The organism is Devosia sp. 1566, from assembly GCF_004005995.1.
In the GTDB taxonomy this organism is placed as follows: Bacteria; Pseudomonadota; Alphaproteobacteria; order Rhizobiales; family Devosiaceae; genus Devosia.
The window spans coordinates 3,443,540-3,457,787 of sequence record NZ_CP034767.1 but is presented as its reverse complement, the minus strand read 5'-3'; the positions used below and the strand labels follow the sequence as shown (position 1 = coordinate 3,457,787).

Sequence of the window (14,248 nt, the reverse complement as noted above, 5' to 3'; positions counted from 1 at the left end):
TGCCCTTAGTTCATCAGGTCGAAGGCATCACCCCAGGTGTCGGCAACCGAGTAACCCTGTGGATAGGGGTCGCTAGGATCAACGCCGATCTGGTGGATGCCATGGATCCAGCCGCGGCCCGAGATAATGGGCTGCACCGCCGGGCGGCCGGCCACCGTGGTGTCGCCGGCATAAGTAACCTCGAAGGTGGAATCGATGATGGATCGGGCGGTAAAACTGTCGCCAGGCTTGGCCAGGCCCCGCGCTGCCGCGACGGCAAGACGGGCGGAATTGCCAGTGCCGCAGGGTGACCGGTCGATCCGGCCAGGTGGCATGATGGTGGCGCCCTTGAGTTCGCCCGCCTCGTTGAAGCTGGTGAACATAGTGTAGGATATGCCCTTGATGGCCTCGATCTCGGGATGGGCAATCTCGAGCTGGGCATTGACGGCGCGGTGGATGGCGCTGCCCGCCTCCACCAGTTTCTTGGCCTGGTCCGGCCTGATCTCGAGGCCGAGTTGCGCCGGGTCGATCAGCGCATAGAAAATCCCGCCATAGCCAATGTCGAGCTTGACCTTGCCGAACCCCGCCACATCGACCACGGCGTCGAGCTGGTGGGCATAGGACGGGTTCATGGTGAGCGTAACCCGTTCGCATTTGCCGTTACGGCAACTGGCCCGCGCCGTCACGAGGCCCGACGCCGTCTCGATCCGCACGATGGTTTCGGGCTCGGCCATGGGCAGCATGCCGGTCTCGAGCAGAACGGTGGTGAGGCAAATACTATTGGATCCCGACATCGCATGAGCCTTGTCGCCCTGCAAAATCATGAAGGCGATATCAGCGTCCGGACGTGTTGGCGGAAAAATGAGACAAGTGCTCATCTGGGCCGAAGCGCGCGGCTCGAAAACGAGGAAGCGCCGGAGGCTATCGTCGACATCGTTGATATGGCGCAGCTTGTCGGCAATGGTGGCGCCTGGAACATCGATAACCCCGCCCGTGACGATGCGGCCAACTTCCCCTTCCGCATGGGCTTCGACAAGGGTTACGGTCTTGGACCAGCGCATGGGAGGATTTCCTTTGCAGATTGAGCCACCCGGCCGAGCATCTGCAGTTCCGGCCACCTGACACCATACCGGCGCTATATCCAATCTGTCGACAGTCAAAGCTGCTCAAGGGGCCTTCTCCGGCGTTGAACCGGAACCGCAATCTCCGCTAAGCTCGCCTATCGCTGATCATCGTCGACGTGCTGGCCGGCCCCCTTGTTGGGCAATACGCCGGCACAACGGTTCGTGATTGTTGCCGGCCCTTGTGCGCCGCGAATGCCGGGAGCCGCGCCGTGAAAACCAAAGCCAGCGAAACGGCCAAGATTGCCGGCGAACCCGGTCGTATCCGGGGGTCGGGCGCGCAAAAAGTCTATCAAACGCTGCGACAGTCCATCCTGGACCTTACCCTCGATCCCGGCAGTCCGCTCGATGAGGTGACGCTTTCCGAGCAGTTCCAGATGTCGCGCACGCCAATCCGCGAGGCCTTGGTGCGCCTGGTGGCGGAAGGGCTGGCCAAGACACTGCCCAATCGCAACACCGTGGTTGCCACCATCGATTTCGCCCAGCTTCCGGTTTACTTCGAGGCGCTGACGCTGATGTATCGAGTAACGACGCGGGCAGCGGCGGTGCATCACGCGCCCGAGCAGATCGAGACGATACGCAAGTTCGAGGCCCAATATGCGCAAGCCGTGGCGCGTCGCGACGCGCTGGCCATGATCCAGTCCAATCGGGATTTCCATGTCGCCATCGCCGAAGCGGGCGGCAACAGCTATTTCACCAATCTCTTTGCGCGCCTCCTCGATGAAGGCCGACGCATCCTGCGCATCTATTACCGCTCGTTTGATGACAAGCTGCCGCAGCAATATGTGGAAGCCCATAGCCTGATGGTGGAGGCGATTGAAGCGGGCCACGCCGATCGGGCGGATGCCTTGGCCGCCGAGCACGCGGCACAGATCGTCAAGCAGATCCAAAGCTACATCAACCGTGAAACGGTATCCAAAATCACATTGTAGCGTTCAAGAGCAGGGGCAAGATGAAAAAGATCGGCGTCGTAGGCGCAGGTATTGTTGGCGCGGCGATTGCGACCCGACTGATTGGCCAGGGACATGCTGTAACGGTGTTTGATGCCGAACCGGGGGGCTTGCCAGCCTCGTCGGGAAACGCGGCGCTGATTGCCCTGCCCGAAATTGCGCCGATAGCCAGCCCAGGCATGCTGACCGCAGTACCCAAATGGCTGATGGATCCACTGGGGCCACTGACCTTGCGCTGGCAGGATGTCCCGGCATTGATGCCCTGGTTGGTCGCCTTTCTGGCGGCCTCGACGCCACAACGCGGTGCGCTCGCCCGCGAGGCTCTGACGGGCCTGATGCAAACGGCCTTGGCGGATCACCAAGAATTGGCTGCTAGTGCCGGGTTGGCAGGGCACCTGCGGCAAACCGGGTTTATCTCGCTCCACGACAGCCATGCCAGTTTGGACGCCGCGGTGCGCGAGGCCGGGCAGGTGCGGGCTGCGCTTGGCTATGACTTCGAGGCAATAACTCCTCAAAAGGCCCGAGCCATGGTGCCCCAGCTCGAGGGCAGGTTCTTTGGCGCAGTGCACCAGCCTGGCTATTGGATGGTCTCCAACCCGCTGAGCGTCCTGCGGCACTTCCAGGACTTTATTCGTGGGCGCGGCCAACTGCAGCAGGGCCGGGTGCTTTCCCTGACCCAGCGAGAGGCCGGCATTGGCGTCATGCTGCAGGGTGGCGAGGAGCAGGTGTTCGACAGGGTGGTTGTTGCTGCCGGAGTGTGGTCGCGCGATCTTGTGCGCGGCTTGGGCCTCAAAGTGCTGCTCGAGAACGAGCGCGGCTATAACACGACGTTCACGGACCTGAATTGGAACCTGGCATTGCCACTGGGCTTTGCCGATCATGGTTTTGTGGCGGTGCCCCTCGTAGATGGGCTGCGCGTGGGCGGTGCGGTGGAACTGGCCAAGCCCGAGACTTCGCCCAATTTTGCCCGCGCCGAGGCGATGCGCGAGAAGATGCGGCGCTACGTGCCTTCGCTGCCCGAAGGGGGCAAGGAATGGATGGGCCGGCGGCCCTCCACACCCGATTCACTGCCGGTAATCGACATCCATCCAGGGGATCCGCGCATACTTTATGCTTTTGGCCACGGTCATCTGGGCTTGACGTTGAGCGCCGTCACGGCCAATTTGATTGCCGGGATGGTGGAGGGCACCAGTTCGGCACCGCAGCCGTTCTCGATCACCCGCTTCCAGTAGCTTGGCGGAAAAAGGCTCGTTACCGCCTAGTCTGCTTCGTCATCCACTACCGCGTAAGGGACCCGGGCCAGAACGACCCGGCCTTCGTCTTCAATCTGGAACTCGCCCCGCGTTGGCTCATCGGCCAAGGCAACGGCCCCCTTGACCGCAAAGGATGCCTCCTCGATCGCTGCATTGAGGGACTCTAGCTTGATGCCGTCGATATCCACGTCGAGCGGTCCGCGGTCGGACTGGTGATTGAAAAAGAACCTCGGCATTTGGGCCACCTCGTTATCGTTCCTCCCCAACGAGTTGCGCGGAACGTCTGTTCCCCGCTTGGATTCACAAGCGGGAGAGAAGCAGCTGTCGGTGATGCCGATCAAGCTTGGCGGAAGGCTGGCACTTCGCGGGTGCGTGACAGGAGAAAGCGAGCGCGCTACCATTCAGCACGCGCATAGTGGCTCCGGGCTTCGCGGGAGCCGTAATATCCCCGAGCCTTCCACCAGGACAGGACACCATCTTGCTTGATCATCGCCTCACCTTGGCGCGCGACGGCGTCGCAGCCCGATCCCTCGAGGGCATTGTTCCTGCTGATCGCTATCTTGATACGACCATCCACCAGATCGCGGTGGCTTGTGCCCCGTTGCGCCGGGAGCCGTCGCCGTCCGCCGAACAGCTCGATCAGGTGCTGTTCGGGGAATTGTTCGAGGTGCTCGATGTGGCGGATGGCTGGGCGTTCGGGCGCGCCATGCGCGATGGCTATGTGGGTTTTGTGGCGGCGAGCGCCCTGAGCGGCGCTCCCCGAACCCCTACCCACAAAGTGAGGGCGCTCCGCACCTATGCGTTTAGCGGCCCCAGCATCAAGACCGCGCCAACCGGGCTTTATTCCATGAATGCGCTGCTGGTCGCTGAGGGCCGCGAGGGTCGCTTCGTACAAACCGCAGGCGGCTGGTTTGTTGAGGAGCATCTCGCCCCTGTGCAGGAAGCTGAAACAGATCCCGTCGCGGTGGCGCAGCGATTTGTGGGGACGCCTTATCTCTGGGGCGGGCGCGAGAGCTTGGGGCTTGATTGTTCGGGGCTGGTGCAACAGGCGCTCTATGCCTGCGGGCGCGATTGTCCGCGCGATACCGACCAGCAGGTCGCGCTCGGCCACCCGGTTGACGCCCTGCGCCGGGGTGACCTGGTGTTCTGGCGTGGCCATGTTGCCATGATGACCAGCGATAGGGACATGATCCACGCCAACGCCTTCCACATGGCGGTGGTAATCGAGCCATTGGCCGAGGCCGTGGCGCGGATCAGCAGTCGCGGTGGTGGCGAGCCGACCGCTTTTCGGCGCCTCGACTAGGCCCTGCCGCTTAGGGCAGTGGCCGAATAAAATGGTTGGGCGCCACCTGCCGTACCTCCGGCTGCGGCAGGGCCGATCGTCGCCGGATCTCCTCGACATGCGTGAGTTCGGCTGCGCCAGAGGTGTCGGCAAATCGCTGGTCCGGATCGGGAACAGCCGAGAGCAGCAGGCGCGTATAAGGATGCTGGGGATTGCTCAACACCTTATCCGTTTCGCCCCATTCCACAATCTGTCCGGCATACATCACCATGATGTCCTCAGCGACATAGCGCGCCGTGGCGATGTCATGGGTGATGTACAGGAGCGCCAGCCCTAGTTGGCGCTTCATGTCGTTGAGCAGGTTCAAAATGCCCAGGCGAACGGACACGTCGAGCATGGAGGTAGGTTCGTCGGCAACGATCACCGCTGGGTCAACCGCCAATGCCCGGGCGATGCTGATGCGCTGGCGCTGGCCTCCTGACAATTCGTGCGGATATTTCGGCGCGACCAGTTTTGGATCAAGCTTGACGCGCGAGAGGAGTTCATCAATCGCAACCCGGCGTTCGGCGCCCTTCATCTTGGGCCGGTGAAGGCGGAGTGGTCGCTCCAGATGGTGGCGCACCGTGTGCGCTGGGTTAAGCGAGGCAAACGGATCCTGGAACACCATCTGCACCGCGGCGCGGTAAGACTTGAGACCGCTGCTGGTGACTGGCATGCCGCGGAACAGGAGTTGCCCCGCATCAGGCCGGTATTCTCGCATGATCAGGCGCGCCGCGGTGGTCTTTCCCGACCCCGATTCGCCCACCAGGGCGAGGGTGCGGCCGGGATGGAGCGCAAACGACACGGAACGCGCGGCATAAACCGGCTGGTCCGCGCGACCAAAGGTCTTGGAAACATTGTCGAGGGCGAGAACCGGTTCGGTCTGGGTCATAGGGCTGCGCTCGCGCCAATCTGTTGGCCGGAGAGCTTGGGCATGGAGCCCCAAAGCCGGCGCGTATAGGCATGCTGGGGCGACTGGTAGATGGTCTGCGCCGCATTCACCTCCACCAACTCCCCTTCAAGCATGATGCCGATGCGATCACAGGCCTGCACCATCAGGGCAAGGTCGTGGGTGATAAAAAGGACGGAAAAGCCTAGTTGCTGGCGCAGAACATCGATACGGCCCAGTATCTCACGCTGCACCACCACATCGAGCGCGGTGGTTGGCTCATCCATGATCAGCAGCTTGGGATTGAGCGCAAGGCAAATGGCGATGACGATGCGCTGGCGCATTCCGCCCGAGCACTGGTGCGGATAGGAGGATAGCCGATCAGGCGAGATATCGACCATGGCGAGCAGCTCGGCTGCCCGGTCGCGGGCCTGGGCGCGCGACATGCCGGTATGGGTGCGCAGCACATCGAAAAACTGCCGCTCGATGGTGAGGACGGGATTGAGCGAGTTCATGGCGCTTTGGAAAACCATGGCAACCTCGCGCCAGCGGAAGCTGCGCAACTCCTCCTCGTTCAGAGCCAGCACGTCACGGCCAGCAAGCCGGATCTGGCTGCCGCTCAGGATCAGCGCGGGCGGGCGATGCAGGCGGCTGATGGCAAAGGCAATGGTGCTTTTCCCGCAACCCGATTCCCCGGCAAGCCCGAAGAACTCACCGGGCATGATGTCGAAGCTGACATCCTTGACGGCGCGGAAATCCTCCTCGGCGCCAACATAGTCGATGGAAAGGGTGCGAATGGACAGGACGGGATCGGTCATAGCTTGCCCTCTCCGGCCCGCACGCGCGCTGTCCAGCGGCTCAACATGCCGCCGGTGCGCAGGCGGGGATTGGCGATTTCGTCGATGGCAAAGTTCAGCAGCGCCAGGCCAAGTCCGAGCAGGGCTAGCGCGAGGCAGGGCGACAGCAGGTCCCACCAGGCGCCCACCGAAAGAGCCGAGGCGTTCTGCGCATTGTAGAGCATGATGCCCCAGGAAACGGTGTTGGGATCACCGAGGCCGAGGAATTCGAGCGTCGCCTCGGTGACCACGGCGAAGATCACGCTGCCGATGAAATTGATGCCGACGATCGAGACGAGATTGGGAAAAATCTCGAAGGCCATGATGCGCCAGCTTGGCTCGCCCAGCATCTCGGCCGACTTGACGAAGTCGCGTTGGCGCAGCGACAGGGTTTCCGAACGGGTGACGCGCACACCCCAGGCCCAGGAGGTGAAGCCCAGGATCAGTGCGATCACGAGCGGATTCGCCTGGCCGATAAAGGCTGCGATCACCAGCAGCAGCGGCAGGTTGGGCACCACCAGCACCATATTGGTGAAAAAGTTGATGACCTCATCGACGACGCCGCCCTTGTAGCCGGCAAGGATGCCGAGGACGGTGCCGATCAGGGTGATGAGGAGGCCCGCGCCAAAGCCAACCGCGAGCGAGATGCGGGCGCCATAGACCAGGCGCGTGAACACGTCATGACCCAGCCGCGTCGTGCCCAGCCAATGCTCGCTTGATGGGGGCTGGTGGGGGCGGCCCACGCGCTGAGTGGGGGAGTATTCCGTCAGCACCGGCGCAAAGATCGCCACCAGGATGATGATCGTCAGAATGGTGAGGCCGACGACTGCCTTCTTGTTATGGGCAAGCTGAGCAATGAGCGGCACGGTCAGGCCTTTTTGAGGCGCGGATCGAGCATCAGATAGCTCAGATCGACGGCAAAGTTGGAGATGAGCATGGCGGCGGTCATGATCAGCAGTTGCCCCTGGATCACCGGATAATCCCGGGCGAGGATCGCCTGGTACAGCATGTTGCCAACGCCGGGATAGTTGAACACGACTTCGATCACCAATGAGCCGCCAAGCACGCTGCCCAGCGAAATGGCCAGGCTCGACACCGTCGGCAGCAGCGCATTGCGTGCCGCGTACCAAATCATGACCCGTTGATCGGAAAGGCCCTTGGCGCGGCCCATGACGATGTAGTCCTCGCCCAGCAGGTTGATCATGTTGTTGCGCATGGTCACCGCAAAGCCCCCGGTCAGCGCAACCACCAGCGTGATCATCGGCAAGAAGCCGTGATACAGCACGGACGAAATATACTGCCAGCTAAACGCCGGATCGAGCATGGGGTCGGCCGCATAGCCGCTGGGGAACCAGCCCAGCGTATAGCCGAACACGAACAACATGATGAGCGAAAGCACGACGGCCGGCACGGAGCTCGAAAAGATGGCGAGCAGCGAAACCACAGTGTCAAATATCGTGCCCCGGCGCCACGCCGCCATGATGCCGAGCAGGGTGCCAAGCGTAAAACCGAGCAGGGTGGCCGAGCCAACCAGGCCCACGGTCCAGATCAGGGCGCGCCCCAGGAGTTCGGTCACGGGCAGGGGGAAGTACTTGATCGAGACACCCAGATCACCGGTGAAGACGCTTTTGAGATAGGTCAGGTACTGCTCGCCAACCGGCGCATCGATAAACCCGAAGGTCAGCTTGAGCGCGTTGAGGTTCTCCATGGACAGGTTCGATCCGGCGCTGGCGAACATGATCTGGATCGGGTCCCCCGGCATCAGTCGGGGCAGGAAGAAGTTGACCGTGGCGGCGGCAAGAAAGGCTGCGAGATAAAAGCCAACGCGCCGGAGCAGAAATGCCATCGATGTTCGTCCGTGTTGGAAAAAGAACCCGCTGCCAGGGGCGAGGGGGAGGATGCGTCAGGTGACGCACCCTCGGCCAGCTTATTGTTGCACTGGGCGCAAGGCCAGCAGCTGGATCAGTCGTCCTGGATTGGCATTGGATACCACCGGGGAGACGATCGGGTTTTCGGCACTCGCCCAGCCGGTGAAGCGCCTGGTGCTGTACTGATAGAAGGCCGGGCTGTTGTAGACGGGGATCACGGGCATGGCTTCGGCAACGATCATCTGGAGCTTGTTCATGATCTCTTGTTGCTGCGCCGGATCCTTGATCTGGGTGTATTGGCCAAGCAGATCCATCACCTCCGCGTTCTCCCAATGGGGGGCCGTGAAGCGCGACTTGCCGAAATCCTCGGGGTTGAAGGAGCGGATATAGGGGAAGTAGGGATTGGCGGCCGAAGCCAGGGCGTTGAGCGTCATCGAGTACTTGCCCGCGATCAGATCGGCACTCCACACCGATTCCTCGGGCGTGCTCATCTTGACGTTGAGGCCAGCACCCTGGAGGGACTCCATGGCAATCTGGACAGCGTCGATCCAGTCGGTCCAGCCATTGGGGATTTCGATATCGATGGCGATCGGCGTGCCATCGGGGTTGTCGCGCATCCCGTCGCCGTTCTTGTCGACGTACCCGCTTTGATCGAGCAGGGCCGTTGCCGCTTCGGGGTCGAACTTGCCGAACTGGCCAAACTGCACCTGGACTTCAGGATTGGCGAAGGCCTTGTAGAGCTCGCCAAGCATGGAAGGATCTTCGTTGATCAGCGGATAGCCATAGCCGGCGATGTCGACAATGGTCTGCCGGTCGATCAGCATGCTCAGAGCACGCCGGAAATTGACATCGGTGAACGCCTTCCGGTTGTTCTCGTCGGGCGTAATCATGCTGAGCTGGAAGGACACGAGGCTCGAAGGATTGAACCAGTACTTGTTGTGCTCGGGGTCCTTGGCCACAAAAGTGTTGTCGATGTCCGGGATGAAGCTCGTTGCCCAATCCAGCGTCCCGTCAGCCAGTGCGGCCAGCACCTGTGGGTTGTCCGCGAGCTGGGGCAGGCGGATGCAATCAACCTTGAGGCTTTCCGCATCCCAATAATTGGGGTTGCGGCACTGCTCGTAGACCTGGGGCGTAAAGCGGCTGATCTCGGTGAGCGGACCCGAACCAACGGGCGTTTCATTGGTGAAGGTCACCGGATCGGTGATCTCGGCCCAAACATGCTCGGGAACGATCGGCATGCCGACAATGGTATTGGCGATCAGGGAATTGGGCTGCAGCAGGTTGAAGCGCACCGTGCGCTCGTCAATCTTCTCGACGGAGTCGAGGAGGGCTGACACCGAGTTGAAATCGAGCGCCGGAAACTGCTTGAGATAGCCATAGGTGAACACCACGTCGTCGGCAGTCAGCGGCTCGCCATCCGACCATTTGAGGCCATCGCGCAGCACAAAGGTGATGGATTTCAGATCATCGGCCAGCTCGAAGCTTTCCGCGAGACGGAACTCGGTCTGGTTCTTGAGGCGATTGAAGATCGCGAGCGGCTCGTAGATGAAGTCCTTGGTGGTGGCACGCGCCGAAGTCTGGTTGAACGGATTGAAGTTGCGCACCCAGGTGGTGGTTTGTTCCGAACTGACCGTCACCACCACTTGCGCACTTGCGGGTGCTGCCATGACCAGAATTGCGGCGGACGTCGCCGCGAGCAGTGTTTTGTTCAGCACGTCTCAACTCCCTTGTTTGCTCCAGGCAGCGCCTTAGGCGATGCCATTTTCCCTGAAAATCTGTTCAACTTCGGCGTGGAGCGCCAAAGCGTCCACCCGCAATGTGCCCCGCATCGCTTCTCCTCGCGCAATTCGCCGCAGCGAAGCCTCGCTCAGCGGTCGCGCTGCGTTGGCGGCCGCCTCGCTCGCTTTGAGGTCGCCCTGGCTATGCAGCGCGATATCGCAACCCGCTGCCAGGGCCGCCGTCACGCGCTCCGCCCAGCTGCCCGCCAGCGCTTCCATGGTCAGGCAATCGGTGATCAGCACCCCGTCATAATCGAGCTCGTCCCGTATCAGCTCGTAGACGGCCGGAGACACCGACGCGGGGTGGTCGGGATCGATCTGCGTGAACACGAGATGGGCAACCATGGCCCAGGGCGTGTTGCGAAGCGCCATGAAGGGGCGGAAATCGCTTTGGCGCAGATCTTCAATCGATGCATCCACCACCGGACACTGGAAGTGCGGATCGACCGTCACCCGTCCATAGCCTGGAATATGCTTCATGATCGGCAGTTCGCCGACCTCCAGCATGGCATCGATAACCTCGCGGGCCATGGTGATAACCAGTTCGGGGTCATCGCCAAAGGCGCGCTGGCCGATGACGTCATGGGTGCCGGGGCGGGCGAGATCGACCACTGGCGTGGTGCCGCTATCGATGGTGAGCTCGGCCATGATCGTTCCCATGGCTAGCGTCGACAGGCGCAGGGCCCGTTTGGCCAGCTCCAGGTCCTGGCGTGCCAGGGCGCCAAAGCTGCCCAGGCTGCGGAAATTGGGCCAGTTGCCATTGTTGAGCCGCTGCACGCGGCCCCCTTCCTGATCAATGAAAACCGGCGCATCCGCCCTTCCCACCGCATCCCGAAACTGGGCGCACAGCCGGCGCACCTGCTCAGGGGTATCGAGATTGCGCCGGAACAGGAACAACCCATAGGGATCGGCTTCCCGGAAAAAGGCGATTTCGTCAGCGGAAAGCTCAAGGCCGGGCATGCCGACAAACAGGGCGAGCGGTGGGGTGGATGACATGCTCAGTTCTGCAACTCCGCGATTGGCTTGAGACGCAGCAGGCCCTGGTAGATGTCTTCCCCCTCATTGAAGATGGGTATCGCTCCTGCGGCCTTGCTGTAGAATTCGACCGGGCCCACACCGCCGATGATCGCATAGGCATAGCCTTGCGCCTTCATGGCCTGGAGCGTTGCCGACAGGAGCGCCAGCCCGATGCCCTTGCCGCGCTGCTGTTCGGCGACCCCGGTGGGGCCAAAGAACCCGCGAGCAGTGGCGTCATAACAGGCAAAGCCCACCAGTTCCCCGTCAGACACGGCAATCAGGCATCCCGGCGGCTGGTGAGCCATGGCGGCGCTGACCTCGCTGACCCAATATTCGCTGAAGTGCCGGCGCACCCAGTCCTTGATGATGTGCTGCTCGGGGGGCAGCGCCACGCGAATGGTGGCCTGCACGTCCTCGACCCGCTTCGCCAGCTCTGCCATCGGTCGAGCATAAAGATTTACGAGACAATCCATGGAAATGCAGCGAACCAAAGCGTTGAATCGTAACTACCAATACGCGGGCCCAAGGCAAAGGACCACCCACCTTCAGCTGTGCCGGGCACGGTGCTGGGGAAATAGCGGTTCATTACCCACTTGCATCTGACAGCAGGGAAACAAAGTTGCTCCACAACGGGAGTTGCAGCCTCGTTCAGGCTATGGCATAAGCCGCCCCGTCGACCGGGTGCGCCTTGCGTGCCGAATGACCTCGCGGAGAGGTGGCAGAGTGGTTGAATGCACCGCACTCGAAATGCGGCATGGGGGCAACTCCATCGGGGGTTCGAATCCCTCCCTCTCCGCCAGTTTTCCTAGCCGGGATCCCGGTTTGAAAAGTCCCCGTTTTCCGGGACTACGCGCGATGTAGACGCCCTCACAACGGTGTCGTTCGTGTCCCATTCGCCTATTGAACCACCCAATGTACCATCCCCGGACCGGCCCAAGCGGCAACGGTTGTCCCGGCACCTGACCGGATCGCCGGCCGGATGGCGCCTCCAGATCCGGCTTCCGGCAAGCCTGGTAAAATCTCGGTTTGTTCTTGCGAGGCCTACCCCTATCCTTCGTGTGGCAATCGCGGCGCGTCCGCGCCGCGATTGCCGAGCGTCTTGCCTTGCAGCTCGCCGCCATGTGTCGGGCGATCTTCGCAGTGGCCGAGTCGAAGAAGGAGCATGTTGCGATGGAAAATACGCGTTCCGATGACGAGGGCCAGGATCTTCTGGCCCAAGTGGTGGCGGCCTGCCAGGCGGCGATCGGCAAAGCCATGGCCGAGCCGTCGCAGGCATTGGGCATTGCCCGGGGCCTTGGGGCCGCTCTCGATACGCTCCGCCTAGTGGAAGGCGAGGTCGGCAAGGGCACCGGAGGCATCGCCGCGGTCACCGGCAATGCCGATACATTGGTGCGCGGGGCGCTGCAGGATGTGTTGCAGCATGCCGGAGACCCGGAAAGAGCTGCCGCCGTGCTGACCGCAACCGCTTCTCGCGCCACCCTCCTTGTTCAGGCCCCGCCGCCAATGGTGCCCGCTACATCCGCAATCCATCAGGCGTCCGGCGTCCCCACCTTCAGCGAAAACTTGGCCGCCTATCTGACAATGCGCATTGCGGCGGACGGCGAGGAGCATGCCGATCTCAAGTCGTTGCGCCTGCGTGCCAGGACTTTCCTCGAGCTGGCGGGGGACCTTCCTGTCGACCAGTATACCGGCAAGCACCTGCAGGACTATGTTTCGGAAATGCAGTACTGGCCGGGCAATGTCAGCAAGCGCGCCGGCATGGCTGAACTGTCGACCGCCCAGATCATCGCGGGCAACCGGGACCGTACGGCGTTGCCGATCGCGCGCCGCTCAAAGGCTTAAATGATGACGCTGAACCAACCGCGCTCACCCTCCCGCGAAGCGGGTCGTCTAATCGCCTAGCCGTCAAGGGGGTATGTGCAAGGCAATCTTCCTTTTTCGCCTTATCGCCGACGCTTGTTCGTTCGTATGCCGGGTACAGGGTCGTCTACGCGGTCGATGTAAGGTGGATCGCCGCAGGATGAGTTTCGCTGGTGAGATCTTCCTATGTTCGTTACGCAATCTGCTAAACGAGGCAGTTGCTTCCCGCTTCTCGGAATGATCTCAGCCACGTCCCGGCAGGGACGACACGGTGCGTCCTGTAAGGACGCTATGGGTTGAACGAGCTAAAGAAATCGTCGCAGGCAAGCGGCTGTGGGCTCATGCGGCTACCAGCCTTCCTGCGTGCGGATCGAACAGTTCGCCCGTCCGGAGCATGGCATGCATGATCACGGCCAGCTTGCGCGCCAGGGCCACGGCCGTTCGCTTGAAGCCGAGCCGCTCTTTCAGCTCCAACGCCCAGCTTCGCAGGCTACTGGTATCTCTCGACCGGTTCAGGATGACCGCGGCCGCTTCATATAAGAGGCCGCGCAGCTGATTGTCGCCACGGCGCGAGATATGACCGTCATGATCGACCTCCCCCGACTGGTAGCGCCTGGGGGTCAGACCTACCCATGCGCCGACGGCGCGAGAGTTCCTGAAGTTCGCCGGATCTTCCACGGCAGCAGCAAAGGCGGTGGCTGTGACGGTGCCGACACCAGGCACTGACATGAGCAGACGGCAGCGCTGGTCCTCCCGCGTCATCACGACCAGCTCCTTGCTCAGCGTTGCTGATTGGTGGCGGATATCACCCATGCCTGAAGCATTGGAATATTGATGTGTGCCAGCTTCTCTTCGCCCTGCAAGAGGTCGCGAACGTTGCGCTCGAACACGCTGCCGGCGCCCTTGGGCACGACCAGGCCAAACGTCTTCATCAACCCACGGATCTGGTTGGATATCTGCAGACGCATTTTGAGGAGCTGGTTCCGCGCCGTGATCAGCGTCCGGATCAGCATGCTGTCGAAACCCTTAACGCGAACCTCTCGGTAGAAGCCGACCTCGGCCAGATGTGCCAAGCCATCGGCATCGTTCGCGTCGGTCTTGTTCGCAGCCATGTCTAGTGCGGCTTTGGCATGCCGCGCATCGATGCAGATCACCGGCAGTTCCTCTGCCGTCAGCGCATGGTAGAACCACACCGACAGCGGCCCCGTCTCGAACACCACACGTTGGGCATGTGGAGCGCGTTTGCGGATCACCGCCGCGAGCAGCTGCGGGTTCGATGCACACTTGCCCCGCCAAATCCTCTTGCCGTCCTGCCGGATCGATATTGCTGTCTCTTTCATGGAAACGTCCAGACCAATATACTGCTTCATGGCTGT

General features: G+C 61.9%; 13 protein-coding genes, 1 tRNA gene and 1 pseudogene. 5 read left to right on the top strand and 10 right to left on the bottom strand.

Translation table 11 applies throughout. From position 1 onward, the window contains the following. Nucleotides 1-5: 5 nt before the first annotated feature. Complete coding sequence (locus ELX51_RS16480; protein ID WP_127754533.1) at nucleotides 6-1,040, bottom strand: proline racemase family protein; 1,035 nt, start codon at nucleotides 1,038-1,040, stop codon at nucleotides 6-8. Between the two features lie 272 nt (nucleotides 1,041-1,312). On the opposite strand from ELX51_RS16480, the gene ELX51_RS16475 reads away from it, so the two are divergent. Further along, complete coding sequence (locus ELX51_RS16475; RefSeq protein WP_248305158.1) at nucleotides 1,313-2,032, top strand: GntR family transcriptional regulator; 720 nt, start codon at nucleotides 1,313-1,315, stop codon at nucleotides 2,030-2,032. A gap of 20 nt (nucleotides 2,033-2,052) precedes the next feature. Then, nucleotides 2,053-3,282, top strand: coding sequence for an FAD-dependent oxidoreductase (locus ELX51_RS16470; protein WP_127754532.1), 1,230 nt, complete (start codon nucleotides 2,053-2,055; stop codon nucleotides 3,280-3,282). Nucleotides 3,283-3,308: 26 nt separating this feature from the next. Here the strand turns inward: ELX51_RS16470 and ELX51_RS16465 are convergent, their stop codons facing one another. Further along, a complete protein-coding gene (locus tag ELX51_RS16465; protein ID WP_127754531.1) occupies nucleotides 3,309-3,539 on the bottom strand; it encodes a hypothetical protein in 231 nt (76 codons plus the stop codon). Nucleotides 3,540-3,781: 242 nt separating this feature from the next. Between ELX51_RS16465 and ELX51_RS16460 the strand changes: the two genes are divergently transcribed. Continuing rightward, nucleotides 3,782-4,606, top strand: a complete 825-nt coding sequence (locus ELX51_RS16460; protein WP_127754530.1) for an NlpC/P60 family protein — start codon at nucleotides 3,782-3,784, stop codon at nucleotides 4,604-4,606. A 10-nt stretch (nucleotides 4,607-4,616) separates the two neighbouring features. Here ELX51_RS16460 and ELX51_RS16455 read toward each other — a convergent pair whose 3' ends face one another. The 7 genes from ELX51_RS16455 to ELX51_RS16425 form a co-directional block, all read right to left on the bottom strand. Beyond that, complete coding sequence (locus ELX51_RS16455) at nucleotides 4,617-5,516, bottom strand: ATP-binding cassette domain-containing protein (RefSeq protein ID WP_127754529.1); 900 nt, start codon at nucleotides 5,514-5,516, stop codon at nucleotides 4,617-4,619. Then, nucleotides 5,513-6,331, bottom strand: coding sequence for an ABC transporter ATP-binding protein (locus ELX51_RS16450; protein ID WP_127754528.1), 819 nt, complete (start codon nucleotides 6,329-6,331; stop codon nucleotides 5,513-5,515). The genes ELX51_RS16455 and ELX51_RS16450 overlap by 4 nt, the downstream gene beginning before the upstream one ends. Further along, on the bottom strand, nucleotides 6,328-7,206 hold the full coding sequence (locus ELX51_RS16445; RefSeq protein WP_127755344.1) for an ABC transporter permease: 879 nt from the start codon (nucleotides 7,204-7,206) through the stop codon (nucleotides 6,328-6,330). Before ELX51_RS16445 ends, ELX51_RS16450 begins: the two co-directional genes overlap by 4 nt. A gap of 11 nt (nucleotides 7,207-7,217) precedes the next feature. Then, entirely contained in the window at nucleotides 7,218-8,195 is a 978-nt protein-coding gene (locus ELX51_RS16440) for an ABC transporter permease (RefSeq protein WP_127754527.1), read from the bottom strand. 81 nt (nucleotides 8,196-8,276) lie between these two features. Further along, on the bottom strand, nucleotides 8,277-9,929 hold the full coding sequence (locus ELX51_RS16435) for an ABC transporter substrate-binding protein (RefSeq protein WP_206524760.1): 1,653 nt from the start codon (nucleotides 9,927-9,929) through the stop codon (nucleotides 8,277-8,279). A 36-nt stretch (nucleotides 9,930-9,965) separates the two neighbouring features. Next, a complete protein-coding gene (gene nagZ, locus ELX51_RS16430) occupies nucleotides 9,966-10,991 on the bottom strand; it encodes a beta-N-acetylhexosaminidase (protein ID WP_127754525.1) in 1,026 nt (341 codons plus the stop codon). Nucleotides 10,992-10,993: 2 nt separating this feature from the next. Beyond that, entirely contained in the window at nucleotides 10,994-11,452 is a 459-nt protein-coding gene (locus tag ELX51_RS16425; RefSeq protein ID WP_248305157.1) for a GNAT family N-acetyltransferase, read from the bottom strand. A gap of 269 nt (nucleotides 11,453-11,721) precedes the next feature. Between ELX51_RS16425 and ELX51_RS16420 the strand changes: the two genes are divergently transcribed. Together ELX51_RS16420 and ELX51_RS16415 are read left to right on the top strand one after the other, a co-directional pair. Further along, nucleotides 11,722-11,811, top strand: a tRNA-Ser gene (locus ELX51_RS16420). Between the two features lie 371 nt (nucleotides 11,812-12,182). Next, complete coding sequence (locus ELX51_RS16415) at nucleotides 12,183-12,854, top strand: hypothetical protein (protein WP_127754523.1); 672 nt, start codon at nucleotides 12,183-12,185, stop codon at nucleotides 12,852-12,854. 357 nt (nucleotides 12,855-13,211) lie between these two features. Here the strand turns inward: ELX51_RS16415 and ELX51_RS16410 are convergent. Next, a pseudogene (locus tag ELX51_RS16410) lies at nucleotides 13,212-14,242 on the bottom strand (IS110 family transposase). Nucleotides 14,243-14,248 lie beyond the last annotated feature (6 nt).

Bases quoted from the DNA above. Each gene is read 5' to 3' on its own strand.
- ELX51_RS16455 (WP_127754529.1), bottom strand. From the start codon at position 5,516: ATGACCCAGACCGAACCGGTTCTCGCCCTCGACAATGTTTCCAAGACC.
- ELX51_RS16440 (WP_127754527.1), bottom strand. From the start codon at position 8,195: ATGGCATTTCTGCTCCGGCGCGTTGGCTTTTATCTCGCAGCCTTTCTT.
- ELX51_RS16450 (WP_127754528.1), bottom strand. From the start codon at position 6,331: ATGACCGATCCCGTCCTGTCCATTCGCACCCTTTCCATCGACTATGTT.
- ELX51_RS16480 (WP_127754533.1), bottom strand. From the start codon at position 1,040: ATGCGCTGGTCCAAGACCGTAACCCTTGTCGAAGCCCATGCGGAAGGG.
- nagZ (WP_127754525.1), bottom strand. From the start codon at position 10,991: ATGTCATCCACCCCACCGCTCGCCCTGTTTGTCGGCATGCCCGGCCTT.
- ELX51_RS16425 (WP_248305157.1), bottom strand. From the start codon at position 11,452: ATGGCAGAGCTGGCGAAGCGGGTCGAGGACGTGCAGGCCACCATTCGC.
- ELX51_RS16470 (WP_127754532.1), top strand. From the start codon at position 2,053: ATGAAAAAGATCGGCGTCGTAGGCGCAGGTATTGTTGGCGCGGCGATT.
- ELX51_RS16465 (WP_127754531.1), bottom strand. From the start codon at position 3,539: ATGCCGAGGTTCTTTTTCAATCACCAGTCCGACCGCGGACCGCTCGAC.
- ELX51_RS16415 (WP_127754523.1), top strand. From the start codon at position 12,183: ATGGAAAATACGCGTTCCGATGACGAGGGCCAGGATCTTCTGGCCCAA.